The sequence below is a fragment of the Paracoccus sp. (in: a-proteobacteria) genome, from assembly GCF_030538655.1.
Lineage (GTDB): Bacteria > Pseudomonadota > Alphaproteobacteria > Rhodobacterales > Rhodobacteraceae > Paracoccus.
This window is the reverse complement of the sequence record NZ_JAUNTO010000015.1, coordinates 1-23741: the sequence shown is the minus strand read 5'-3', so window position 1 is coordinate 23741 and position 23741 is coordinate 1. Positions and strand designations below refer to the sequence as shown.

Genomic DNA, 23741 nt, shown 5'->3' with positions numbered 1-23741 from the left:
CTGCGCTTAGTGTTTGCCCAAATACGCAGCTTGGGGCGATTCCGCGCTGCCCGGACCAACCGTCACCCGATTGGCACCCCGCCCCGCCGCAGCGCGGACAGGATGCGTGCCTGCACATCATCGGCCATCATGTCCAGCGATTGCCGACGCAGGAACCAGTCCAGATAGCGGGCAAAGGGCGGGCGGTGATCTGCCGCCCGGTCCAGCGCCTGTGCCACGCCCAGATCGGCGGTGTTCAGTGCGATATGATGAAAATCCACTTGCGCGAACAGAACCGCCGGTTTGCCAAGGATAAGGCCGTCAAAGGCCACCGCGCTGTTCATCGTGGCCACGAAGGCGCAATTGCGCAGCAGATCGGCGGTGTTGCCGCCGATGGTCAGGTTCGGGTGCCGCGCGGCCAGTGCGGACAGTGCGGCGTGATCCTCGGCGTCGTAATCCTCGCGCGGGTGCAGCGTCGCCACGCAGGGCCGCCCGCTTTGTGCGACGGTGGCCAGCATATCCACCGGGGCCATGGTCTGAAACGATCGCTGCCGCCGGATCTGGCCTTGCAGCGGGATCAGCACGTGATCGCCGCGCTTGGGCGCAGGGCCGGGCAGCACCCGCCGCGCCAGCCGGGCGGCGAAATCGCGTGCCGCCGGGCCATCCATCGCGCCGGGCCGGAACCGGGCCAGCGCCACCGGCCAGCGCCAGCGTTCGGCCACCGTCTCGATCCGCCAGAACGGGTAATGATAGGCCAGCCGCATCGTCAGTGCCCGGTCGTGCGTGGGTTTGGCCATGTGATACAGCGCCCATCCGGGCAGGTCCGGTGCCTGCACCATGGCGGCCCGGGTCAGTGCCAGCACGTTGAGTCGCCAGCCCACGCTGTGCAATGCCGCCGCCAGCCGGTTTGCCACGCCCAGTTTACCCGCCCGCGCGGTGGTCAGCAGCGGCTGATGCAGATAAAGGCGCAGTGTCTGGTCCATTGCCCCTGCCTTTAGGCTCTGGCCCGCGCCTTGTGCAAGCGTCCGCCCGCCCATATCTGACCGCAAACGACAGGAGTTCAGCATGTCCCAAGATAAGTTTCCCGGCTGGCATGGCACCACCATTCTGGCCGTCAGGCGCGGCGGGCGCGTGGTGGTGGCGGGTGATGGTCAGGTCAGCGTCGGCCAGACCGTGATGAAGGGCACCGCGCGCAAGGTCCGCCGCCTGTCGCCGGGCGGGCGCGACGTGGTGGTGGGCTTTGCCGGATCAACGGCGGATGCCTTTACCCTGCTGGAACGGCTGGAGAAAAAGCTGGAAGCCGCGCCGGGGCAGTTGCAGCGCGCCTGCGTGGAACTGGCGAAAGACTGGCGCACCGACAAATATCTGCGCAATCTTGAGGCGATGTTGATCGTTACCGATGGCGATCAGGTTTATGTCGTGACCGGCGCGGGTGATGTGCTGGAACCCGAACATGATGTGGCGGCGATTGGGTCTGGCGGGAATTTTGCGCTGGCCGCCGCGCGGGGGCTGATGGAAACCGATCTGGATGCCGAGACGGTGGCCCGCCGCGCGATGGCGATTGCCGCTGACATCTGCGTTTACACCAACGGCAATCTGACGGTCGAGGTGATTGGCTGACCTGACCGCCAAGCCCGCGCGGGCAAGGGGCCGCGTCAGGCCCCTTTCTTATTCAACCAGCCTGGCCAGCAGTTCCATGCGGTTATTGCTGAAGTCACCGGGCAGCAGGGTCAGATCGTGCATGGCGCGAACAGGGAACTGGCGGTAGTTCCCGGCCTGTGAACATCATACCAGCAGCTTGATCCCTTGGGGCGGGCGCACCAGTGTCAATGGCAGAACTGCACGTTCGGATTCGTTGCCCTTAAGGTTGGTATCGTCAAGGCACAGCGGCGCGTGATTGCGGATTGCCTGATGCAGTGTGCTCAGATCGTCGGACGCGACATCCGGCACGTCGTTACCGTGCCAATATACCGAGGGGCACAGGTCCAGCTTGCGATCAAGACGCAGCAGCGCCGCTTCCGGGGCAGTCTCGGCCAGCCACTGCATCACTGCCCGCGCGGCAGTCGCGTTGACGGGATCGCCCCGATGATCTGTCAGCGCCAGACCGCGCAGGGCCGCATCACGCAGGTCGGGTGGCCAGCCCCGATGACACGCCAGTCGATCCCGATGGCGGCTGAAACGCCCGTCAGGGCGCGTCGGGTCAAGGTAATGGAATGGGTCATGTCGCCACGGGGTCGCATGGTTGGTGTTCCTTTCGCGATATGGTCAAGGGGCCGATCCTGCGCCGTGATCGTGATTTGCCGCAGCCTTGCGGCGGTGCGGGAACGCTGTGGGGTGTGAATGGCGCTGACATACCATGCCCGCCCGGTCAGGCGACCCAGCGATCCAGCCTCGCCAGCAATTCCGGCAGAACACGGGATTGAAACAGCGGTCCCCGGAACAGCGACAGGTGGTGGCAGCCCTCGGCCAGCACCACAGCCCGGCGTTCCACAGGCAGGCCAGAGCACAGCGCATGGGCGGGGACCGTCTGGCCCGGTGCAATGATGCCGTCGCGGTCGCCTTCGATGGTCAGCAGCGCGCAGCGGCGCAGGGCGGCGGGTGTGACCGGCTGGCCGCCATAATGCAGTCGCCCGTCCAACAGGGCGCGGCGGCGGAACACCAGGTCGATGTTTTCCAGAAACTGCCGGCCCTCCATATCCATCATCATCCGGCTGTGTTCGGCAAAGGGCAGATGCGCCTCGATTTCGGCCATGTCGGGGGACAGGCCGGGCCACATCGGCATCAACAGGCTGCGCATTCGGTTCGTGGCCAGAATGGTGCGCTGGGTTTCCGCCGCATAGACCGACCGCCCCGCCCCCGGAAAGCCAAAAGGGACGGGGGTGACGGCCATCGCCAGCCGCCACATCGGGGTGCGGACGAAATAGCGCGACAGGCTGGTGGGCGCGGCAAAGGGGTCGATGGGTGCCCCCATCAGCGCCAGCATTGCCGGGGCTGCGGGGTCGCCGCGCGTCTCCATCACGGTGGCGGCGGCCAGCGCGGGCGTACCCGACTGACACAGCGCCACCAGTCCCGCGCCCGGCCCCGCCGCCTGCATTGCGGCGATGATACCGGCGATATTGCCCTGAAACCCGAAACTGCCTGCGGTGCGCGGCACAAAGCGCGGGTTGATCCATTCCGGCACCAGCACACGAAACCGGGGCAGCAGGCCCAGAATGATGTCGCGGATGAGGCGCGGCAGCACGCCCGACAGTGGCGGCACGACAACGACCGTTCCCGCAGCGGCGCGTTGTGGGCAGTCGAACTCAATCACCGCATAAAACGGAGTCACCTGACGGTCGGTGGTGTGGACGGGCGCAGGCCCGTCGGGCGCGTCGATGCTGCGGATGGCAAAGCCCGCCCGCGCCACCGGGTGCCGAAACGGGGGCATGGCCCCGCTGCGGTGGTGATTGCTGGAAATTTTGTTCCCCCCTGACACAGCACATCCTCCCTTGTGGTGATGGAAGCACTGTCCCTTTGGCCAGTATAGCGCGAATTTCGACGCAATGGGAAAAGATTTCCGTTGCGCTGATGGAACGGCTGCGAACTTGCCCGGACGGTTGAAACCGCCCCGATCGCTGTCTAAGTCGGGCGGGAAGATGACAGGAACCGCCACAGGAACCGCCCATGACCGACCTCACCCCCCGCGAAATCGTGTCCGAACTGGACCGTTTCATCATCGGCCAAAAGGACGCCAAGCGCGCCGTGGCCGTGGCCCTGCGCAACCGCTGGCGGCGCAAGCAGTTGGCCGATGATCTGCGCGATGAGGTGTATCCCAAGAATATCCTGATGATCGGCCCGACCGGCGTCGGCAAAACCGAAATCAGCCGCCGTTTGGCCAAGCTGGCCAATGCCCCCTTCATCAAGGTCGAGGCGACGAAATTCACCGAAGTCGGCTATGTCGGGCGCGATGTCGAACAGATCATCCGTGATCTGGCTGATGCCGCGCTGGTCGAAACACGCGAGCGGATGCGCGAAAACGTCAAGGCTCGCGCCCACAAGGCCGCCGAGGATCGCGTGATCGAGGCGCTGGCCGGCGATCAGGCCCGCGACGGCACCCGCCAGATGTTCCGCGACAAGCTGAAACGCGGCGAGTTGGATAACACGGTCATCGAACTGGAACTGGCCGATAACTCGAACCCGCTGGGTATGATGGAACTGCCCGGCCAGCCGCCCGGTGCCATGGGCGGGATGATGGATCTGTCCGGCCTGATGAAAGCCTTTGGCGGGCGGCGGGTGCGGCGCAAGATGACCGTCGCCGAAAGCTATGATCTGCTGATCGCCGAAGAGGCCGACAAGCTGCTGGACGACGAGGCGGTCAAGGCTGCCGCGTTGGAATCGGTGCAGGAAAACGGCATCGTCTTTATCGACGAGATCGACAAGGTGGCCGCCCGGTCCGAGGCGCGTGGCGCCGATGTCAGCCGCGAGGGGGTGCAGCGCGACCTGCTGCCGCTGATCGAAGGCACGACGGTTTCCACCAAATACGGTCCGGTCAAGACCGACCACATCCTGTTCATCGCCTCGGGTGCGTTCCACGTGGCGAAACCCTCGGACCTGCTGCCCGAACTGCAAGGCCGCCTGCCGATCCGGGTCGAATTGCGCGCGCTGACCGAGGAAGATTTCGTCCGCATCCTGACCGAAACCGACAATGCCCTGACCCGCCAATACACCGCGCTGATGGCGACCGAGAATGTCACCGTGGCCTTTACGGACGACGGCATTGCCGCGCTGGCCCGCATCGCCGCCGAGGTGAACGGCAGCGTCGAAAATATTGGCGCGCGCAGGCTTTATACGGTGATCGAGCGGGTGTTCGAGGATCTATCCTTTACCGCCCCCGACCGTGATGGCGATTCCGTCACCGTGGACGCGGCCTTTGTCGAACAGCATCTGGGCGATCTGTCGCGCAGCACCGATCTGTCGCGCTATGTTTTGTAACGGTGGCTTGACAGGCGCGGCCCCGCGTGGCTGACTGACCGGCAGACAGGGGCGTCCGCATCCGCGGGCTGAGAAGCACCCTTTGAACCTGAACCAGATCATGCTGGCGGAGGGAGTCTGTTTCCGGTGGCGATCTGCCCATGCCCGGTTTCAGCCCCCTTGCCATGGGGGGGAAGATGCAGACCGGGGCTTATCTTGAACAGATGCGTGCGCGTGCGCCGCTGATCCATAACATCACCAATTACGTGGCCATGAATGTCATGGCGAATGTGCTGCTGGCCGCTGGTGCCGCGCCCGCGATGGTCCACGCGGTCGAGGAGGTCGAGGAATTCGCCGCATTGGCGCAGGCGCTGACGGTGAATATCGGCACATTGGACCCTGACTGGGGCGAATCCATGCTGCGCGCCGCCGCTGTGATGCGCGGGGCGGGGCGGTCCTGGGTGTTCGATCCTGTCGGCGTCGGGGCCACGCGGATGCGCACCGATCTGTCGCAGCGTCTGTTGGATGCGCACCCTGCCGTGGTGCGCGGCAATGCCTCGGAAGTGCTGATGCTGGCGGGTCTGGGCGGTCAGGCGCGCGGCCCGGAATCCGGCGATACCGTTCAGGCGGCCGAGGGGGCCGCCCGGCAACTGGCCCGGCGCACCGGCGGCGTGGTGGCCGTGTCGGGTCCGGTGGATTTTGTCACCGACGGCGACCGGGCGTTCCGGGTGCGTAACGGCCATGCGCTGATGCCGCGCGTCACTGTGCTGGGCTGTTCGCTGAATGGCGTGATTGCGGGTTTTTGCGTCGATCAGCCGCTGTTAGAGGCGACGGTGGCCGCAATGGCCTTTTACGGGCTGGCCGGGCAGATCGCGGGCCAGCAAGCCCAGGGGCCGGGCACGTTCCAGCCGCTGTTTCTGGATGCGCTGCATAACCTCACCCCCGCTGAACTGGACGCGGGCGCGCAGGTGGAACAGGTGGAAACAGCATGATCGGGCCGGTTTATGTTATCACCGAACCGGCGGGGCCATGGCCGGTGATCGAACAGGCGCGCGCGGCTGCACGGGGCGGGGCCTGGGCGGTGCAATTGCGCGACAAGACGGCCAGCGACGATGATCTGGCTGCGCTGATCGAGGCGCTGCTGCCGGAAATGCAAGCGTGTGGTGTGCGGCTGATCGTGAATGATCGGGTGTCGGTCGTGGAACGCACCGGCGCGCATGGGCTGCACATCGGGCAGGGCGACGGCGATCCGCGCGCCGCGCGCGACCGGATCGGGCCGGGCCGCATTCTTGGCCTGTCGGTGGATAATCCGGCGCAGGCGCGGCTGGTGCCCGATTGCGTCGATTACGTCGGCGTGGGTCCGGTGCGCGCCACGGCGACCAAGCCCGACCACGCCACGCCCTTGGGGTTCGAGGGTCTGGCCCGCATCATCGCGCTGTTGTCGCAACCAGCCGTGGCCATCGGCGGGCTTGCCCCCGGCGATGCAGCGTCGCTGCGGGCGGCGGGTGCGGCAGGCATGGCCGTGGTCAGCGCCGTCACCCGCGCCCCCGACCCTCAGGCCGCCACCCGCGCGCTGTTGAACGAATGGAGCCGGATATGAATTTCATGATCCCGAACATCCTGTCGATTGCCGGGTCCGACCCTTCGGGCGGGGCGGGGATTCAGGCTGACATCAAGGCGATTTCGGCTGTGGGCGGTTATGCCATGGCCGTGGTGACGGCGCTGACGGCGCAGAATACGCAGGGCGTGCAGGCCGTCGAACTGGTTGCCCCTGATCTGGTGGCGGCGCAGATCGCGTCGCTGCGCGCGGATATTGCCATCCACGCGGTCAAGATCGGGATGCTGGGGTCTGCCGCGATTACCGATACCGTGGCTGCCGCGTTAGAGGGGCTGGATGCGCCCGTCGTGCTGGACCCGGTGATGGTCGCCAAAAGCGGCGACCGACTGCTGGCTGCCGAGGCGGTGGCGGCGCTGCGCGAGCGGCTGTTGCCGCTGGCCACGGTCATCACCCCGAACCTGCCCGAAGCTGCCGATCTGCTGGGCGAAACCCCGGCCCGTGATCTGGCCGCAATGGCGGCGCAGGGCCGTGCCTTGCTGGCACTGGGGCCGCAGGCGGTTCTGATGAAGGGCGGGCATCTGGACGGACCAGACAGCCCCGACCTGCTGATCGGGCCGGACGGGGTGCAGCGGTTCGACGGCCCGCGCCATCCCACCCGCAACACCCATGGCACCGGCTGTTCACTGTCTTCGGCATTGGCCTGCCTGTTGGGGTGCGGTTTGCCCTTGCCGCAGGCGGTCGCCGGAGCCAAGCACTGGCTGTCGGATGCCATCGCCGCATCCGGCGCGCTGCGCGTGGGGCAGGGCCACGGCCCGGTGCACCATTTCCACGCCGTGCAGGGTCAGGGCGTATCGCCGCCGGCGTGATCCTGCAAACAAAGCCGGTGATCGGCCATCACGCAGCAATCACCGACCGTGCCATGGGCGCCTTGCGTCAGCATTCGTTCCAGCTCCGATTCCAGCACCCGCAGCCGAGCCAGAGGGCTGCGCACCGCATCCAGTTGGCGACGAGCGATCTGATCGGCGGCGACACAGAGCTGGTCGGGATGCCCGGCCAGCTTCAGCAGATCGCGGATCACACCCAGCGAAAAACCCAGATCGCGAGCGTGGCGGATAGGGGGCCTCATTCTGATGAGGAGATGCAACAAAATCTGTCGCAAGCTCATCTGGCCTTTGCCGCTATGCTGATCGGCCAGTCGATGCGGGGCTGATGCGGGTATTTCTGCGCCCGGCTATTCTTCCCCACTTGCCAGCCTTTGCCTGTTTCTTGCCACCAGATCGCGCAGGAACGCGGCCACTGCCTGCACGCGGCGCGACCCGGCAAGGTCGGTTTGTGTGACCAGCCAGATTGGCTGATCCAGACCCAATCGCGCATCCACGCAGATCAGCCCGTGCCGGCGGGCCAGAAAATGCGGCAGCACGGCAAGACCCAGCCCGCCCGCGCAGGCGGCCAGTTGCGCCGCAAGCGAGGTCGTTATGACAGCAGGCGCGCGGCCTTGGAAACGGCGCTCGGTCCATTGAGCGGTGGGCAGATGGATCTGCGCTTCGGACCAGGCGATGAAGGCGTCGTCAGCCGGACGCGTGGCCAGATAGGCAGGGGCGGCATACAGGCCGAAGCCCAGCAGCCCAAGCCGCTGAACCGAGACGTTCCCGCGTTCTGGTCGCACCATCCGCAGGGCGATGTCGGCGTCACGGCGGTGCAGGTTGACGGTGGTAATGTCGGTCAGCACCTCGACCACCAGTTGCGGGTGCTGATCGCGCAGCCGGGCCAGTTCGGGCAGGATCAGGCTGGTGGCCAGATTTTCCGCAGTCGCCAGCCGCACCCGGCCCGAAACCTCGGCCTGCACGCCGGACAGGGCCAGTGCGGCGGCCTCGATCACCTCAGCCCGGTCGATCAGCGCCGCGCCATCCGCTGTCAGTGCGTAACCAGACTGCTGGCGGATGAACAGCGGCTGGCCCATCGCGGCCTCGAACCGCGCAATGCGGCGCGAGACGGTGGCCAGTCCGATCCCCAGCCGCGCTGCCGCCCCGCTGAGTGAGCCGGTTCGCGCGATGGCCAGAAAAGTCTGCACATCATTCCAGATGAAGCCATCTTTTCCGATAACGGAAATCCCTTTGTCGATGGTGGCTATATTCGTTCAGCTTTGGAAATGCCACATTTTCCCCTGACCGGCAATGACGGAGGCGATGATGCAGCGGCGCAGATTGACGAATGATTTTCAGGTTTCAGCCATCGGCCTTGGCTGCATGGGCATGAGCGAGTTTTACGGCCCGCGCGATGATGCGCAATCGTTGCGCGTGTTGCACAAGGCGACGGAACTGGGCGTCACATTTCTGGACACTGCCGACATGTATGGCCCGCATCATAATGAGGAACTGATCGGTCGTTTTCTGCGTGAAACCTCTGTGCCGATGCAGATCGCGACCAAGTTCGGCATTGTTCGCGAACCGGGCGAATACCGCCGCCAGATCGACAACAGCCCCGATTACACCCGCCGCTGCGTCGAAGGATCGCTGCGGCGGCTGGGGGTCGAGAGGATCGACCTTTACTATATCCACCGCATCGACCGCAGTCGCGACATTCAGGATACGATGGAGGGCCTGTCGCGGCTGATGGATGAGGGCAAGATCGCCCGTATCGGTCTGTGCGAGGTCAGTCCCGCCACCCTGCGCCGCGCCCATGCGGTGCATCCTGTGACGGCGGTGCAGACCGAATATTCGCTGTGGTCGCGCGGGGTCCAAGATGAGGTATTGCCCACTTGCCGCGAGCTGGGCGTCGGCTTTGTCGCCTATTCACCGCTGGGGCGCGGTTTTCTGACCGGGCGTTTTCAGAATGGCAGTTTTGGCCCCGGTGATTTCCGCGCCAGCCTGCCGCGTTTTCAGCCCGAGGCGCTGGAAATCAACCGCCACATCGCGACCTGCATCGCTGGTATTGCCGCGCGCAAGGGCTGCACTCCGGCGCAACTGGCGCTGGCTTGGCTGCTGGCGCAAGGGGGTGACGTGGTGCCGATCCCCGGCACGACCCGCCCAGACTATCTGAGCGATAACGCAGCGGCGGCGGAGATCACCCTGACCGCCGATGATCTGGCCGAGATCGACAGAACTCTTATCGCTCTGCCGGTCATCGGCGCACGCTACACCGATGAAGGCATGAAAGGCGTGGACGTATGAGCCGCCTGTCCGATGCGCTGACTATCCTCGAACGGCTGGAACCCGGCGCGTCGCCACGGGTGCGGGCCAATCTGGAGGCGTTCGCCCCGGATGCCGCCGAACTGGTGCTGGGCTATGCCTTTACCGACATCCTGTCCTGCCCGGCCCTCGACCTGCGCAGCCGCGAGATGCTGACGGTGGCTATGTTGGCGGCGATGGACACTGCGCCAGGGCAGTTGGAATTCCATATTCGCGCGGCCCTGAACACCGGCGTCACGCGTGAGGAAATCACCGAGATCATCTTGCAGGTCTCGGTTTATGCCGGTGTGCCGGCCTGTATGAACGCAATCACCGCTGCGAAGAAGGCTATTGCACGTTGTGGTGGAACCGATCCCGTTGGCGACGATGGCCAGATGACAGTGGTTTCGGCGACTCGTTCACGTTTATGATTGATCGCGTGCTTTCCACTGACTTGGCGTCGTGCCCGTCACCCGCAGAAACTCGCGGTTGAAGTTGGATTTCGTGTTGAAGCCGCTGTCCAGCATCGCCTGCGTGACCGATGCCCCGCCCTCGATCAGCGCGCAGGCATGGCGGATGCGCCAGCCGTTGATATGGCGCGATACATTGCCGCCGGTCGCACGGTTGACCGCAGCCGACAGCCGCTTGTCAGGCACGCGCAGCCGCCGGGCCAGACGCGCCAACGTCAGGTTCGGGTCAAGATGGGCCTGATCGCGCGCCAGCAGATCATCCAGCCGCGCCAGAATATCGCTGTCCTCTTCGGCAGGCGGCTCGGGCTGCGGGGGTGCAGGCTCGGGGATGTCCTCACCCTTGGCGGCGGGCAGGATGCTCAGCAGTCCCAAGGCCAGCAGTGACAGGGATGAGCCAAGGCTGATAACCAGCCCGGCCAGATCGGCGCGGCCAGCCGCCCATGCCGCCCAGATCAGCAGATCGCTGAGCGCCGAGACGATGAGCGCCCAGCCCACGCCTTGCCAGATCAACCCCGGAGCCGACCCAGCCTCCAGCCGCGCCAGAGGCAGATCACCGGCGCGCCGCAGCCGCATCAGGATGGCCGCGCCGTAGAAGACAAACACCGCAGCCACGGCACTATCGACGGTTTCCGGCGCAAAGAGGCGGCAGAACAGCACGAATGCCGGGCCTGTCAGATGAATCGCTGCCTGTCCTATGCCCAACTGCCCGAACAGCCCGGCGCGAAAGGTGATCCATGCCAGCGGCGGGATCATCGCCGCCGTCACCGGCAGGATGGGCCGGAGCGCCGCCACCCCGTAACCCGCCGCCAGTGTGATCCCCACCGATTGCAGCGCGCAGGCGGTCAGGAACAGCGCCAGTAACCGGCGTCGGTCAAGCGCCGCACGCAGGGCAAGCCAGATCAGAATCAGACCGGCGAAAGTAGGGATAGGCAGCATCAGCATCGTGCCCTTCTGGTCCGATTTCGCGATCAAGGCGACCTGAATCCGGGATTGAGGACGCGAAAAATCCGGGCAGGGGGCAGGTTTGCCGCATCGTCAAACATGGAGCTTCCGATGAAAAACGTCTTTTGCGCGCTGACCCTGACGCTGGCCGCCACCACCGCACTGGCTGATACGCTGCCGGGCTATGACCGTCTGGACATTGACGCCGCCCATCGCGCCCGTTTGGTTGCAGGCTCAATCTGGTATCCCGCAGGCGGGGTCAACTATGTCGTGCCCATCGGGGATGGCCCAATATTTGAGCCAACCCGCGCCATCTTCGGTGCCGCCGTGGCCGAGGGGCGTCACCCTCTGGTTCTGCTCTCGCACGGCTCGGGCGGGAATGCCGATAGTTTGGGCTGGCTGTCGGCGGGGCTGGTCTCGCATGGGGCCATCGTGCTGGCGGTGAACCATCCCGGTTCGACCTCGGGCGACAGTTCGGCATGGCGGTCGGTGGATATGGGCGCGCGCGCCGGCGATCTGAGCGCGGCCTTGGATCAGGTGCTGGCCGATCCGGCCTTCGCGGCGTCGATTGATGTGGACCGGATCTATGCGGTGGGGTTTTCACTGGGCGGTGCGACGGCGTTGGGCCTTGGCGGGGCGCGGCTGGACGCTGAGGTGCAGCAGGCGAATTGCACACATAACCCGCAAGCGGCGGATTGCTGGTTCTTTTTGCGTCGCGGGGTGGATTTCAGTCAGGCGCAGGGCTTTGATGTCGATATGCGCGACGAACGGGTATCGCGCGTCGTGGCCGTTGACCCCGGCTTTATCGGCGCGCTGAATGCCGAAAACCTGGCCGACATGGCGCAGGTGCATCTGGTCAATCTGGGCGAAGGCGCGGACCTGATTGCGGCGGCCAATGCCGGGCCGGATGGCCACGATCTGGTAACGCGCATCGCCGGCACGACCTATAGCGTCTTTGCCCCCGCCAATCATTTCAGCTTTCTGGCCCCCTGCAAACCGGGCGCGGCCGAGATTCTGGCCGAAGAGGATGACGACCCGATCTGCGCCGATCCGCCCGGCACCGACCGCCCGGCGCTGCATCAGGCATTGATCGCGGATATTGCCGGGGCGTTGGGGCTGTAACACAAAGGCCGGGCGGCCAGACGTGCGGCCCGACTTTCAACTTATTCATCACTTTGGTTCCGATCCTTACAGGCCGACACCTTTCCCCGGAGGTTGCCCCCTGCCAGTCTGCCCTGCGCAGTCTGACTGGCCATGCATGCGGGGCTACGCCTCGTGGGGTCAAGAAAAGGAGGCCATGTTCATGCTAAGGTAACTGATACTAAACGAAAAATCGTTTCGGCAGGCAGTGCCTGCCGAGGGTCGGGATTATCAGATATTCGACAGCGAGGTTCGGGACTTTTGCGATCTGTATCTACCGCTCTGGCAACCGGGCTTTCACGCTGGATTACAGTCATGCGGGTCGGCGGCAGCGGATGAGACTCGGGCGCTGGCTGGAATGGTTGATGCTGGTGGCGTGGAAGCGAGCAAAGGATCTGCGGTGTGAGATCAATGCCGGGGGCGATCCGCTGGGCACGAAAGAGGGCAGGCGCGAAGCGCCTTGTTTCAAGGGTTTGATGTGGGGCAGACTGACATCGCTGGCATATCCATGCCAAGCCGCCCGCCCTTGAACATGCCATTTCGGCGTGGTGGAGGTTTTTTATTAAACAGTAATTTACGAAGGCGGCCAACCTTCTGCGCTTTGGTGTCGCCGCCGATCAGGGAAGTGTTGTCAGCCTGCATCATATCCCTGCCCGCGACCTGAACGGGATCGTTTTTTCAGCTGTTGTCGCCCAATGCTGTCGTGCCCATACCTGCCTGTGCGCGAAACTCTGTTACTGTTGTGCGGAATCGTCACCGAAACGCTGGTATCGCGCAGTTCTTTGCGCAACCTATGCCTGAATGAAGTCATGAAGGATTTGGACGGACCATAGACGCATTCGAACGGTGTGGTTGCCGATACAGAGCTGACCATCAGCAGTCCCTCTTGGCGGCGATCACATGGGGTAGCAGTGCCTGGGCCGACCGTCCGTGCTGACGATGTTCAGGTCAATCAGGTTCAGGCGTCGGTCCGGCGCAATATCAAGGAATGCCGTTTCGCCAACCGCGATGCCTGCGTTCAGGATCAACATATCCAAGGGGCGCGTGCCAACGGCCTTGATAACGGCTGCCACGCCTTGCGGGGTGGACAGGTCCGATTACACCGGCGTTACGGTGATGTGCTGTTCACCCAGCGTTCGGGGCATTTTGCGTCCGCGCACCGCTGCCAGTTACGATCAGGTGATAGCCATCCGTCGCCAGCAGCCGCGCCCGTTCCATCCAGCCCGATTCCAGTCGATCCGCCAGTGACAAAGACACGCGGTTTCAGCTTTCCATCCATTCCGCGAACACCTTTTTGTAATCAGCGTGCCAGCGTGCCAGCGGGACAGGGCCGGGCGATTCAGGATCATGTCCTGCGCCGACCACAGGATGCGTTTGCGGTCCATCTGCGACGTGGCTTCGTTATCGGGGCAAAGGATGTAAAAATCGCCGTTCAGCAACCGCGTGATGACGTCATCGACCAGTTGGTCCGCACGCCACGAGGCATCGGGTTTGCTGTCGCCCATGGCCGGAAAGTTCATCGGCGTGAACGTATAGCCGGGCACCAACAGATGCGCCGCGACCCGGCCGCCGGTTGCGTTGCGCAATTCGTGTTCAAGCTGTTCGGTCAGCACCTTGATCGCCGCCTTGGACACGGAATAGGTGGCCTGCCCCGGCGGGGTGGTGATACCCTCTTTCGAGCCGAGCGGGTCGTGGCTGGGCACATATTGCCTCCGTCGCCGATAGGCCCATGACCGCGCGGCAGGTATGGCCCGGTTCGTCTGGCAGGGCTGATAGACTTTGTCAGCGGTGTGTGTTCAGTGCCAATCACTGTCAGAGAGGCGAACGGAATGACGGCAACCTTCATCAGCAATTGGCCCGGTAAAAGCGCGGCCTCAGACGGTATCGCACATCCCGCTGCTTATCACATGCTGGACGTGGCCGCCGTGGCCGAGCGGCTGATCAGCGCGCGCTATCCGGCGGCAGTGCGCGATGCTGTGATCCTGCTGACGGCGCTGCATGATCTGGGCAAGGTCAGCGACAGCTTTCGCGCTATGCTGACCACTGGTGCCCCGCAGCCGCAGGGCCGCCACTGGGAAGTGACCGAGGCTTTGTTGCGCCATCACGACGCCGTTCTGGCTTTGGCGCTGATACCCGATGCCGGGCCACCCGGTCCGTTCGGGTCCAGGCAACGCCCGGCGCGGTTTGCGCTCTATGCCGGGGTTGCGGGCCATCATGGACAACCGCCCCGGCGTGACGAGCCGATGCTGGCGCGCACTCTTAATGCCGCCGGGCCGCAGGCCGTGGCGGATGCTGCTGATCTGATCGCGGGTTTTATGGCGCTGTGGCCCGGCGCATCGCTGGCGGGGCTGGATAGGGATGGCTTGCAGGCGCTGGACTGGTGGTTGCCGGGGTTCATCGCGGCGGCTGACTGGGTTGGATCGAATCCTGCCTGGTTTCCGCCGACTGCGCCCGGTCCCGATCTGAGCGCCTATCTGTCGCTGGCCCGCGGCCGGGCAGGTGCGGCGATCCGCACTGCCGGGCTGGATGCCGTGGCCCCTGTGCCCGGCGTGTTGTTCGATTTCACCCTGCGTCCGATGCAGGCCGCCTGTCGCGACATTGCCTTGCCCGACGGTCCCATGCTGGCCGTGATCGAGGATGAAACCGGCGCGGGCAAGACCGAAGCCGCGCTGCTTTTGGCGCAGCGGATGATGCTGGCAGGCAAGGGGCAGGGCCTGTTCTTTGCCCTGCCGACCACGGCAACGGCGGATGCCATGTTTGCCCGCGCGCGCCATATCGTGCGGCGGATGTTCGACGGTCCGCCCAGTCTGACATTGGCCCATGGCCGCGCGGCTCTGTCGGGCGAATACCGCGATCTGCGCGCCGCCCCGGCAGGTGTGACCGATGCCCCCGTCTGCACCGAATGGCTGGCCGAGGGCCGCCGCCGTGCCCTGCTGGCGACTGTGGGCGTCGGCACGATAGATCAGGCGCTGCTGTCGGTTCTGCCCACCCGCTTTGCGACCTTGCGCCATTATGGGCTGTCCTCGAAAATCCTGATCGTGGACGAGGTGCACGAAATGGGCGCCCCCTATATGGCGACCGAGCTGGCGCAGCTTTTACGGGCGCACCGGATGGCCGGTGGCTCGGCGATTCTGCTGACGGCGACCTTGCCTTTGGATCAGCGCGCTGCGCTGCTGGCGGCATGGGGCGCGGGCGATGATGGCGACCGGGCCTATCCGGCGCTGACCATCGCGGGTGGGGCAACCCGGCGCGATTTCCCGCAAACCGGCAGCGCGCGCGGCCCGGTGGTGGTGTCGCGGCTGCATGACGCGGGGCAGGCTGTGGCGCTGTTGGCGGATCGTGCGGCGCAAGGGGCCGCCTGCCTGTGGGTGCGCAATGCCGTCGATGACGCTATCGCCGGGGTTCAGACCTTGCGCGCAGCCGGGGTTGCGGCTGATCTGCTGCATGCGCGCTTTGCTCTTGCCGACCGACTGCGCCACGAAGGCGCGGCGCTGGCGCGGTTCGGCAAGCACGGTCAGGGTCGCGCGGGACGGGTGCTGGTGGCCACGCAGGTTGTCGAAAGCAGTCTAGATCTGGATTTTGACGTGATGGTGTCTGACCTTGCCCCCGTTGCATCGCTGATTCAGCGGGCAGGGCGGTTGTGGCGACATATGGATCTGCGCCCTGCGGCAAGGCGCCCGGTGCCCGCACCGATGCTGTATATCGTATCGCCCGACCCGGCCTTGGTCGAGGACGCGCAATGGCTGCACCATGTGCTTGATCGCGGTGCGTGGGTCTATCCGCTGGACCTGCAATGGCGCAGCGCGCAGGTGCTGTTCGCCGCAGGGCGAATCGACGCGCCGGGTGGTCTGCGCGCCCTGATCGAAGCGGCCCACGGTGAGGATGCGCCTCCCGTCCCTGACCCGCTGGCCGAAGCCGAGCTTTTGCGCATCGGTCAAGGCTATGCCGAGGCAAATCAGGCCCGGCGCAATCTGATCGACCTTACCAAAGGCTATCGCGCCAATGCGGCCGCAGATGACACCGACTATCCCACCCGACTTGGCCGCCCCACGCAGACGCTGATGCTGGCCCGGCACATGAACGGCGTGCTTCGCCCTTGGGCCGCCGGCCCGGACGGCTGGTCCCTGTCCGAAGTCCAGGTCGCCCAACACCGCCTGCGCGGGCTGAACCTGCCGGATCAAAGCGCACCTGACATTGCGGCGCTGGTGGCAGACTGGCCCGAATGGCGCCGCGTGGCGGTGGTGGTCTGTCCTGTGGATGAGGCCGGGTTGATCTGTGCCGGGCTGGGATATGATGCGGAGGTTGGGGTGGTGTTTGGGCACGATGAAAAATAGGTTGCGTGCTTTTGGTAATTTACGACGGAATGGGGTTGATGTTTGTATTCAGAGGGTTGAGGGAAGACTGTTCCCCGCGTGTGCGGGGATGAACCGTCCGGTTTGAGCGGTTTGAGCGGTTTGAGAAGCTGTTCCCCGCGTGTGCGGGGATGAACCGGCGCGCATTGCGTGAACTGGTAGATCACCTGACTGTTCCCCGCGTGTGCGGGGATGAACCGTGTCATTCGGTGGGTTGACCTATCGCGCAGGCCTGTTCCCCGCGTGTGCGGGGATGAACCGCCTCGTGCTGATCGCTGCGATGGTCCTCATCACTGTTCCCCGCGTGTGCGGGGATGAACCGGTGCCTGCCGTTGGTGCCGCGTCCGCTAGCCCCTGTTCCCCGCGTGTGCGGGGATGAACCGCCTCGTGCTGATCGCTGCGATGGTCCTCATCACTGTTCCCCGCGTGTGCGGGGATGAACCGGTGCCTGCCGTTGGTGCCGCGTCCGCTAGCCCCTGTTCCCCGCGTGTGCGGGGATGAACCGGTTGATGATATCGACAACGGCCGCTACTGGGACTGTTCCCCGCGTGTGCGGGGATGAACCGGCCGCATCGGTGCGCACCGTCCGCGATGCAGCCTGTTCCCCGCGTGTGCGGGGATGAACCGCTGCAACGCGGCGGATGCACCCGCCAGATGCGCTGTTCCCCGCGTGTGCGGGGATGAACCGCCGGAATTGCCTGTTCATTTGCGCTCTGATTACTGTTCCCCGCGTGTGCGGGGATGAACCGGATTGCCACGCGCGCCTCGCCCCGTCCGCCGTCTGTTCCCCGCGTGTGCGGGGATGAACCTCAAAATACCCGACACGCATCGCGCCCTACGGCCTGTTCCCCGCGTGTGCGGGGATGAACCGATTTTATGCAGCGGCAGTTTCTGCGCGCGTCACTGTTCCCCGCGTGTGCGGGGATAGACCCTCGAAGAAATATCAAGATGACCGGCTTTGACCTGCCGCTGTCGTTGATGTGTTTTCTTTGGGGCGATGTGGGGACACCTGTTAAGTCAGCGGCATGAAAAAGCAATCACCCAGAGATTTAACAAATAATAATTTCTTAGCGCGCAATTTTGGGTGTTGACGTGGACTGCGCCTCTGACCTAGCTTGGCGGCAAGCAACTGGTAATTTAATTATATGCCCCTGAATCTTATCACAGATCCATGGATTCCGGTTGTCACCGATGCAGGGCATCGTACTGTCGCGCCTTGGGAAATTGCGGACTGTGCAATTTTACGGACAGACTGGCCGCGGGCGGATATGAATATTGCCTGTCTGGAATTGCTGGTCGGGCTGGTGGCCATGGCTGATCCGCCCGCTGATGATAACGATTGGCTGGACCGCTGGTCCCCCGATCCTGACCGGCTGCGGCAGCGGTTGGAGCCGTTTGCACCGGCCTTTAACCTGACCGGGGTCGGACCGCGCTTTATGCAGGATTTCGATGATTTGCCGGGTGAGCCAAACCCGGTAGACATGCTGTTTATCGACAGCGCGGGCGGGCAGACGGTCAAGAATAACGCCGATCTGATGGTCTGGCGCGGGCGCTATGGCGAACTGACGCCAGCGATGGCGGCGATGGCGCTTTATACGTTTCAGGCATTTGCCCCGGCGGGTGGGGCGGGCAACCGCACCTCGATGCGCGGTGGCGGGCCGATGGTGACACTGGTTGAACCGCAGGGCGGGCTGTGGCCGCTGATCTGGGCGAATACGCCTTGCGGGCAGGCGGCGGTGCCCGCCGATCTGCCATGGATGCGCAAGACCACGACTTCGGAAAAGGCGCAGCAGGTGTTCCCCGAACAGCGCCACCCGGTCGAGGCGTTCTTTGGGATGCCGCGCCGCCTGCGGCTGGTCGGCGATGAGGCAATCGCCGGGGTTGTCCAGCGGCCCTATGGCACGAATTATGCGGGCTGGGATCACCCGACATCGCCCTATTACCGCGTCAAGGCAGGGGCGGAGTGGTTGCCCAAACATCCGCGCGCCGGTCTGTTCGGCTATCGGCATTGGCTGGGCGTTATCGCGGCTCTGCCGGATGACGGGCAGGGCCTCGCGCGCCGCGCTGCCATGGTCGAGGCATGGGAACGACGCGCTCAAGGTCAACGGGCACGGGTGATCGTGGCCGGTTGGGCGATGGACAACATGAAGCCGCGTGATTTTGTGCTGTCTACCCCGCCGCTGATCCGGCTGGAGGGGGCGGCTCAGGCGATGCTGGCCGGGCTGATCGAAGCGGCGGAACAATTGTCGCTGGCGCTGCGGGGTGCCCTTGCCCCGGTTCTGGCCGAGGGTGAGTTGCGCGAGGCCGCGCGCGAGGAATTTTACACCCGCACACAAACTGGCTTTGAGACTGCGCTGGCTGCGCTGGAAGCCGGCATCGCGGCGCCGGATGTGGCGCAGGGTTGGCTGGCGGTGATGCGCGCCGTCGCCTTTGATCTGTTCGACGCCCGCGCCTTGCCGGGGCTGGCGGATCGCGATGTCAAGGCGCAGCAGGCGGTGGTGCAGGCGCGCGGCTTTCTGGCCGGAGCATTCGCGGGCCGGGGCAAATACGGCAAGGCGGCGTTTGGCGCAATGGAACTGCCGCTGCACAACACCAAGCAGGAGGCCGCATGAGCGTGAAACTATCGGACACCGGCCAGATTATTCGCAACTGGTGGGCGGCACATCTTGCTGATCGTCAAAGTGGCGCCGCGCGAGGCCTTGCGGCACGGCTGCGCCGGGCACAGGGAACCGAGGTGCTGGCTGAACCCGCCGTGCAGGATCTGGCGCGCCATCTTGATACCCGCGATGCGCTGCGGCTGATCGCGCTGGTGCAGGTGCTGGCTGAGTTGCGCTTTGATGCCGGGCTGACGCTGGCGCGTCGTCTGGGCGGGCCGGAACCAGCGCTGTCCACGGCACGCTTTCAGCGACTGATGCGATCCGACCGCGACACGCTGGCCACCGCGCTGATCCGCGCTATCCGCAGCCTGTCCGACCCCGGCTGTAACATCGCTGCACTGGGCCGCGACCTGTGGTTCTGGAACGACAAAACCCGCGCTCGCTGGAGTTTTGATTACTTCGCCGCGCCTATTCCTGACAAACTGAAAACAGCCGAGGCTACCCCGTGACAACATTCGTTCAGTTTCATCTGCTGACCGCCTATCCGCCCTCGAATCCGAACCGCGACGATCAGGGGCGGCCGAAATCGGCGATGATGGGCGGCGCACCGCGTCTGCGTCTGTCCTCGCAATCGGTGAAACGGGCCGTCCGGGAAAGTAGCTTTTTTCAGAACGATCTGGCCGGGCATACCGGCACCCGCACCAAACGGCTGTTTGAAAAGCTGCGTGAAAAGCTGATCGCCGATGGGGCCAGCGACACAGCGGCACATGAGGCAGCGCAGACGGTCGCGGGCATCTTTGGCAAGCTGGAACAGCCGAAAAAGGATGACCCGCGGCTGATTGCCACAACGCTGGCCTTTATTTCGCCCGCGGAATGGAATTTGGCACAGGAATTGGCCGCCAAGGCACTGGCAGGCGAGGATTTGCCCAAGGACAAAGATCTGAAAAAGCTGGTGCTGCGCCGCGCTGACGGGGCGGTGGATATTGCGATGTTCGGGCGGATGCTGGCCGATGATCCCGATTTCAACCGCGATGCGGCGGTGCAGGTTGCCCATGCAGTCACCACCCATCGTGTGCTGGCTGAAGACGACTGGTTTTCCGCCGTCGATGACCTGAAAACCCGCGAGGAGGATGCCGGGGCAGGGCATTTGGGCGAGTTGGGTTTTGGCTCGGGCGTGTATTACCTTTATACTTGCGTGAATGTTGATCTGCTGATCGAAAACCTTGACGGTGACCGTGATCTGGCGGCGCAGGGGCTGGAATCGCTGGCCCGCGCGCTGGCCGTGGCGACGCCCAAGGGCAAGCAGAACAGTTTTGCCCACCATCCGCGCGCGCATTACATCCGGGCCGAGATCGGTGCACAGCAGCCGCGCGATCTGTCCGGTTCATTTTTCAAGCCGGTCGAGGGTGGTGATCTGATGGGTGCCTCGATTACCGCGCTGGAGGATATGGCAGGCCGGATTGACAGCGCTTACGGCGTCTCGTCCGACCGGGCCGAGGTGATGAACATTGCCGCAGGCACAGGCTCGCTGGATCAGATCGCGGCTTTTGCCGCGGGGGCAGCCAAAGGCTGACACGGTGGGCGATTACCTGATCTTTCAACTGACTGCCGCATTGGGCGCGATGGGTGAATTCGCCGGGCATGAACGGCGCGGTTCGCTGATCTGGCCTGGACGTTCGGCGCTGATTGGTATGTTCGGCGCAGCACTCGGGTTGCGGCGGGGGGATGATTTTTCCGCGCTTGATCCGCTGCACATGGCGGTGGCAATCTTTGACGCGGGCGAGGCACTGCGCGATTATCATACCGTGCAGACTGTGCCGGGGGCCGCTGCGCGCCAGCCACAATCGCGGCCACAGGCCCTGCGCGACACGCGTGCAAAACTGAATACCACGATTACGCTGCGTGATTACCGCACCGCGCCGCTCTATGGCGTGGGGGTTTGGGGTGGTGATCTGGCGGTGCTGGCCGAGGCGCTGCGCCGCCCGGTGTTCACCTTGTATCTGGGCCGCAAATCCTGTCCGCTGGCGGCACCGCTGAACCCGCAGATCGTCGCGGCCGACAGCCCCGAACAGGCATTGGCGGGGCTGAGCCTGCCGGTCTGGCGCAGCGGCGCGCAGGCGCAGGTCATGGCCAGTGACGACACCGCCAGTGCGGACAGGCTGGAAACACGCCACGACATTGCCACGGATCGCAGCCGCTGGCACTTTGCCCCGCGTCAGGTGGCGATGCGCGTGGTGGACATCAGGCCGGGGGGCACGCCATGACGTTGTATCTGTCGCGCCTTGATCTGTCGCAGCGCCCTGATGTGGCGGCGCTGAATGCCCTTTTGGACCCGGCACCGAAGGGGGCGCAGCAGGACGCACATCACCGGCTGATCTGGTCGGCCTTTGCCGGCGACCCCGAGGCTGGCCGCGATTTCCTGTGGCGGGCCGAGGGGCGGGGCCGGTTCATCGTGCTGTCGGCTCGCCCGCCGCAGGCCAGTGCGTTGTTCGATCCGCCTCAGGTCAAGCCCTTTGCCCCCGATCTGCGGACGGGCGACCGGCTGCGCTTTGTGCTGCGCACCAATGCCACGCGCACGCGCAAAGGTGTTGGCCGCGTTGATGTGGTGATGGATGCGCTGCATTCGGTGCCGCAGGCTGAACGTGCGACACAGCGGATGGCAATAGCGCAGGGTGCCGCGCAGGACTGGCTGGCCGGGCAGGGCGCGCGCCATGGCTTTCAGATCGCGTGGGACGATGACCACGACCGACCCGCGCTGGCCGTTGATGATTATTCTGTCGTGGCCCTGCCTGCGCATCGCGGCAAGCGTCAGGGGCAGCCGCAATTCGGCATCCTCGACCTGACCGGGCAGATAATCGTGACCGACCCGGCGGCCTTTATTGATCGCCTTGCCGCCGGTTTTGGCCGTGCCAAAGCTTTTGGCTGCGGCCTGATGCTGATCCGCCGGGCCTAGCCGTATGAAGGGCCTGCCGCTGCCCAAGCCGATTCCGCTCAAGGATCGCTCGTCGCTGGTGTTTGTCGAACGCGCACAGCTTGACGTGGTGGACGGTGCCTTCGTCGTGATCAACGCTGATGGCACGCGCACGCATATTCCTGTCGGCGGTCTGGCCGGGCTGATGCTGGAACCGGGCGCGCGCATTTCCCATGCTGCGGTGTCACTGGCCGCGCGCACCGGCACGCTGATTACATGGGTGGGCGAGGCCGGGGTGCGGCTTTATTCCGCTGGCCAGCCGGGCGGGGCGCGTTCGGACAAGCTGCTGTGGCAGGCGTCGATTGCGCTGGACCCTGCCGCACGTCTGCGCGTTGTGCGCGCCATGTATGAGCGCCGCTTTGGCGAGCCTGCCCCGGCCCGCAGGTCCATCGACCAGTTGCGCGGGATCGAGGGCGTGCGCGTGCGCGAAACCTATGCCCTGCTGGCGGCCCAGCATGGCGTAGCGTGGCAGCGCCGCCGCTATGACCCCAAGGATTGGGAGGCGGGCGACATCCCCAACCGCTGCCTGTCCGCGGCGACCGCCTGTCTGCACGGCCTGACCGAGGCCGCCGTTCTGGCCGCAGGTTACGCCCCCGCCATTGGTTTTCTGCACACTGGCAAGCCGTTAAGTTTCGTCTATGACATTGCTGATCTGTTCAAGCTGGATACTGTCGTCCCCGAGGCGTTTCGCGTTGCCGGTCAGCACGCCAAGGGGCGGCTGGATATGCCCCCCGACCGCGCCGTGCGTCTGGCCTGCCGCGACGCGTTTCGTCGCAGTGGCCTGCTGGCGAAAATCATCCCCACCATCGAGGATATGCTGAGCGCGGGCGATCTGCCCCGCCCCGAGCCGCCCCCCGAGGCCGCAGGCCCCGCCTTTGACGACGAGGTATCCGGCGATGATGGTCATCGTGGTTAACAACGCCCCACCCCGGCTGAGGGGGCGGCTGGCCGCCTGGCTGCTGGAAATCCGCGCCGGAGTTTTTGTCGGCGACTATTCCGCCCGCACCCGCGAGAGGATCTGGGATCAGGTGGTTTCTTACATCGACAACGGTGATGCTGTAATGGTCTGGCGCGCCCCCACCGATCAGGGCTTCGATTTTCTGACAGTCGGCCGCAACCGTCGTATGCCGGTCGATTTCGACGGGCTGAAACTGGTGCAATTCCTGCCAGAAACACCCCGCCGCTGAACCACCGAAAAATCGGTGCGCTGTTTGACATTGTGAAAATGCTGGTAGGTCAATAGACTACAGGAAGACTGTTCCCCGCATGCGCGGGGATGAGCCGGAAAGCGCGTGCGGCGTGAGGTCGCGCGCCGCCTGTTCCCCGCATGCGCGGGGATGAGCCGCCGACCATTTCCGAACCGATCAGAAACGCATCCTGTTCCCCGCATGCGCGGGGATGAGCCGTCGGGGTGATAGCGCAGCGTTGCCGGGATGCCCTGTTCCCCGCATGCGCGGGGATGAGCCGACTGTCGCATAAAATAAATTCGCATCAGACCACTGTTCCCCGCATGCGCGGGGATGAGCCGTTCTCCCAATCCGGCAGGTTCATTTTCCGGCCCTGTTCCCCGCATGCGCGGGGATGAGCCGGTCATTTTGGTTCCTTTCGGGGTTTG

The 23741-nt window shown here is 64.8% G+C and carries 26 protein-coding genes, 2 CRISPR repeat arrays and 1 riboswitch; of the genes, 17 read left to right on the top strand and 9 right to left on the bottom strand.

Going from position 1 to position 23741, the window contains the following annotated elements; genetic code table 11:
- Positions 1 to 62 precede the first annotated feature (62 nt).
- Positions 63 to 962, bottom strand: coding sequence for a hypothetical protein (locus tag Q4G22_RS10965; protein ID WP_303385945.1), 900 nt, complete (start codon positions 960 to 962; stop codon positions 63 to 65).
- Positions 963 to 1044: 82 nt separating this feature from the next.
- Between Q4G22_RS10965 and hslV the strand changes: the two genes are divergently transcribed.
- On the top strand, positions 1045 to 1599 hold the full coding sequence (hslV, locus tag Q4G22_RS10960; RefSeq protein WP_303385944.1) for an ATP-dependent protease subunit HslV: 555 nt from the start codon (positions 1045 to 1047) through the stop codon (positions 1597 to 1599).
- Between the two features lie 165 nt (positions 1600 to 1764).
- Here hslV and Q4G22_RS10955 read toward each other — a convergent pair whose 3' ends face one another.
- From Q4G22_RS10955 to Q4G22_RS10945, 3 genes are all read right to left on the bottom strand, one after another.
- Positions 1765 to 2025 carry a hypothetical protein gene (locus Q4G22_RS10955; RefSeq protein ID WP_303385943.1) on the bottom strand — a complete coding sequence of 87 codons (261 nt, stop codon included), beginning with the start codon at positions 2023 to 2025 and terminating at the stop codon, positions 1765 to 1767.
- Positions 2026 to 2072: 47 nt separating this feature from the next.
- A complete protein-coding gene (locus Q4G22_RS10950) occupies positions 2073 to 2219 on the bottom strand; it encodes a hypothetical protein (RefSeq protein WP_303385942.1) in 147 nt (48 codons plus the stop codon).
- Between the two features lie 128 nt (positions 2220 to 2347).
- On the bottom strand, positions 2348 to 3406 hold the full coding sequence (locus Q4G22_RS10945; protein ID WP_303385941.1) for a hypothetical protein: 1059 nt from the start codon (positions 3404 to 3406) through the stop codon (positions 2348 to 2350).
- A gap of 236 nt (positions 3407 to 3642) precedes the next feature.
- Here Q4G22_RS10945 and hslU point away from each other — a divergent pair, with 236 nt between their 5' ends.
- The 4 genes from hslU to thiD all read left to right on the top strand — a co-directional run bounded on the left by hslU (position 3643) and on the right by thiD (position 7353).
- On the top strand, positions 3643 to 4950 hold the full coding sequence (hslU, locus tag Q4G22_RS10940) for an ATP-dependent protease ATPase subunit HslU (RefSeq protein ID WP_303385940.1): 1308 nt from the start codon (positions 3643 to 3645) through the stop codon (positions 4948 to 4950).
- A 37-nt stretch (positions 4951 to 4987) separates the two neighbouring features.
- Positions 4988 to 5082, top strand: a riboswitch (TPP riboswitch).
- A 44-nt stretch (positions 5083 to 5126) separates the two neighbouring features.
- On the top strand, positions 5127 to 5921 hold the full coding sequence (thiM, locus tag Q4G22_RS10935; RefSeq protein WP_303385939.1) for a hydroxyethylthiazole kinase: 795 nt from the start codon (positions 5127 to 5129) through the stop codon (positions 5919 to 5921).
- Complete coding sequence (gene thiE, locus Q4G22_RS10930) at positions 5918 to 6529, top strand: thiamine phosphate synthase (RefSeq protein ID WP_303385938.1); 612 nt, start codon at positions 5918 to 5920, stop codon at positions 6527 to 6529. Before thiM ends, thiE begins: the two co-directional genes overlap by 4 nt.
- A 5-nt stretch (positions 6530 to 6534) precedes the next feature.
- Complete coding sequence (thiD, locus tag Q4G22_RS10925; protein ID WP_303385994.1) at positions 6535 to 7353, top strand: bifunctional hydroxymethylpyrimidine kinase/phosphomethylpyrimidine kinase; 819 nt, start codon at positions 6535 to 6537, stop codon at positions 7351 to 7353.
- On the opposite strand, the gene Q4G22_RS10920 is transcribed toward thiD, so the two are convergent.
- Together Q4G22_RS10920 and Q4G22_RS10915 are read right to left on the bottom strand one after the other, a co-directional pair.
- Positions 7329 to 7613, bottom strand: coding sequence for a MerR family DNA-binding protein (locus tag Q4G22_RS10920; protein WP_303385937.1), 285 nt, complete (start codon positions 7611 to 7613; stop codon positions 7329 to 7331). The two genes, thiD and Q4G22_RS10920, sit on opposite strands and share 25 nt — an antisense overlap.
- A gap of 105 nt (positions 7614 to 7718) precedes the next feature.
- Positions 7719 to 8558 (bottom strand): LysR family transcriptional regulator, encoded by an 840-nt coding sequence (locus tag Q4G22_RS10915; RefSeq protein ID WP_303385936.1) that lies wholly within the window; start codon positions 8556 to 8558, stop codon positions 7719 to 7721.
- A gap of 103 nt (positions 8559 to 8661) precedes the next feature.
- Between Q4G22_RS10915 and Q4G22_RS10910 the strand changes: the two genes are divergently transcribed.
- Positions 8662 to 9657, top strand: a complete 996-nt coding sequence (locus Q4G22_RS10910; protein WP_368661476.1) for an aldo/keto reductase — start codon at positions 8662 to 8664, stop codon at positions 9655 to 9657.
- On the top strand, positions 9654 to 10085 hold the full coding sequence (locus Q4G22_RS10905) for a carboxymuconolactone decarboxylase family protein (RefSeq protein ID WP_303385935.1): 432 nt from the start codon (positions 9654 to 9656) through the stop codon (positions 10083 to 10085). The genes Q4G22_RS10910 and Q4G22_RS10905 overlap by 4 nt, the downstream gene beginning before the upstream one ends.
- Here the strand turns inward: Q4G22_RS10905 and Q4G22_RS10900 are convergent.
- A complete protein-coding gene (locus Q4G22_RS10900; protein ID WP_303385934.1) occupies positions 10080 to 11066 on the bottom strand; it encodes an AraC family transcriptional regulator in 987 nt (328 codons plus the stop codon). The genes Q4G22_RS10905 and Q4G22_RS10900 overlap by 6 nt on opposite strands.
- 111 nt (positions 11067 to 11177) lie before the next feature.
- On the opposite strand from Q4G22_RS10900, the gene Q4G22_RS10895 reads away from it, so the two are divergent.
- A complete protein-coding gene (locus Q4G22_RS10895) occupies positions 11178 to 12188 on the top strand; it encodes a hypothetical protein (RefSeq protein ID WP_303385933.1) in 1011 nt (336 codons plus the stop codon).
- A gap of 230 nt (positions 12189 to 12418) precedes the next feature.
- Positions 12419 to 12736 carry an integrase arm-type DNA-binding domain-containing protein gene (locus Q4G22_RS15735; protein WP_368661478.1) on the top strand — a complete coding sequence of 106 codons (318 nt, stop codon included), beginning with the start codon at positions 12419 to 12421 and terminating at the stop codon, positions 12734 to 12736.
- Here Q4G22_RS15735 and Q4G22_RS10890 read toward each other — a convergent pair.
- Both Q4G22_RS10890 and Q4G22_RS10885 read right to left on the bottom strand, forming a co-directional pair.
- The gene (locus Q4G22_RS10890) at positions 12672 to 12851 is read right to left on the bottom strand and encodes a hypothetical protein (protein ID WP_303385932.1); all 180 of its coding nucleotides are present in this window, start codon (positions 12849 to 12851) and stop codon (positions 12672 to 12674) included. The genes Q4G22_RS15735 and Q4G22_RS10890 overlap by 65 nt on opposite strands.
- 530 nt (positions 12852 to 13381) lie before the next feature.
- Positions 13382 to 13909: an SDR family NAD(P)-dependent oxidoreductase gene (locus tag Q4G22_RS10885; protein WP_303385931.1), complete on the bottom strand. Its 528-nt coding sequence runs from the start codon at positions 13907 to 13909 to the stop codon at positions 13382 to 13384.
- 126 nt (positions 13910 to 14035) lie between these two features.
- Between Q4G22_RS10885 and cas3 the strand changes: the two genes are divergently transcribed.
- The 8 genes from cas3 to cas2e all read left to right on the top strand — a co-directional run bounded on the left by cas3 (position 14036) and on the right by cas2e (position 23313).
- Positions 14036 to 16540, top strand: a complete 2505-nt coding sequence (gene cas3 / locus Q4G22_RS10880; RefSeq protein ID WP_303385930.1) for a CRISPR-associated helicase Cas3' — start codon at positions 14036 to 14038, stop codon at positions 16538 to 16540.
- Positions 16541 to 16607: 67 nt separating this feature from the next.
- A CRISPR array of direct repeats spans positions 16608 to 17490; the repeat unit is 29 nt; unit sequence CTGTTCCCCGCGTGTGCGGGGATGAACCG.
- Positions 17491 to 17703: 213 nt separating this feature from the next.
- Positions 17704 to 19170: a type I-E CRISPR-associated protein Cse1/CasA gene (casA, locus tag Q4G22_RS10875; protein WP_303385929.1), complete on the top strand. Its 1467-nt coding sequence runs from the start codon at positions 17704 to 17706 to the stop codon at positions 19168 to 19170.
- Positions 19167 to 19664, top strand: a complete 498-nt coding sequence (casB, locus tag Q4G22_RS10870; protein WP_303385928.1) for a type I-E CRISPR-associated protein Cse2/CasB — start codon at positions 19167 to 19169, stop codon at positions 19662 to 19664. The genes casA and casB overlap by 4 nt, the downstream gene beginning before the upstream one ends.
- Positions 19661 to 20728 (top strand): type I-E CRISPR-associated protein Cas7/Cse4/CasC, encoded by a 1068-nt coding sequence (gene cas7e / locus Q4G22_RS10865; RefSeq protein WP_303385927.1) that lies wholly within the window; start codon positions 19661 to 19663, stop codon positions 20726 to 20728. Before casB ends, cas7e begins: the two co-directional genes overlap by 4 nt.
- A 4-nt stretch (positions 20729 to 20732) precedes the next feature.
- On the top strand, positions 20733 to 21419 hold the full coding sequence (gene cas5e, locus Q4G22_RS10860) for a type I-E CRISPR-associated protein Cas5/CasD (RefSeq protein WP_303385926.1): 687 nt from the start codon (positions 20733 to 20735) through the stop codon (positions 21417 to 21419).
- Entirely contained in the window at positions 21416 to 22108 is a 693-nt protein-coding gene (cas6e, locus tag Q4G22_RS10855; protein ID WP_303385925.1) for a type I-E CRISPR-associated protein Cas6/Cse3/CasE, read from the top strand. The genes cas5e and cas6e overlap by 4 nt, the downstream gene beginning before the upstream one ends.
- A 4-nt stretch (positions 22109 to 22112) precedes the next feature.
- Positions 22113 to 23042 (top strand): type I-E CRISPR-associated endonuclease Cas1e, encoded by a 930-nt coding sequence (cas1e, locus tag Q4G22_RS10850; protein WP_303385924.1) that lies wholly within the window; start codon positions 22113 to 22115, stop codon positions 23040 to 23042.
- Positions 23026 to 23313, top strand: coding sequence for a type I-E CRISPR-associated endoribonuclease Cas2e (gene cas2e, locus Q4G22_RS10845; RefSeq protein ID WP_303385923.1), 288 nt, complete (start codon positions 23026 to 23028; stop codon positions 23311 to 23313). The genes cas1e and cas2e overlap by 17 nt, the downstream gene beginning before the upstream one ends.
- A 68-nt stretch (positions 23314 to 23381) precedes the next feature.
- A CRISPR array of direct repeats spans positions 23382 to 23715; the repeat unit is 29 nt; unit sequence CTGTTCCCCGCATGCGCGGGGATGAGCCG.
- Positions 23716 to 23741: the final 26 nt, after the last annotated feature.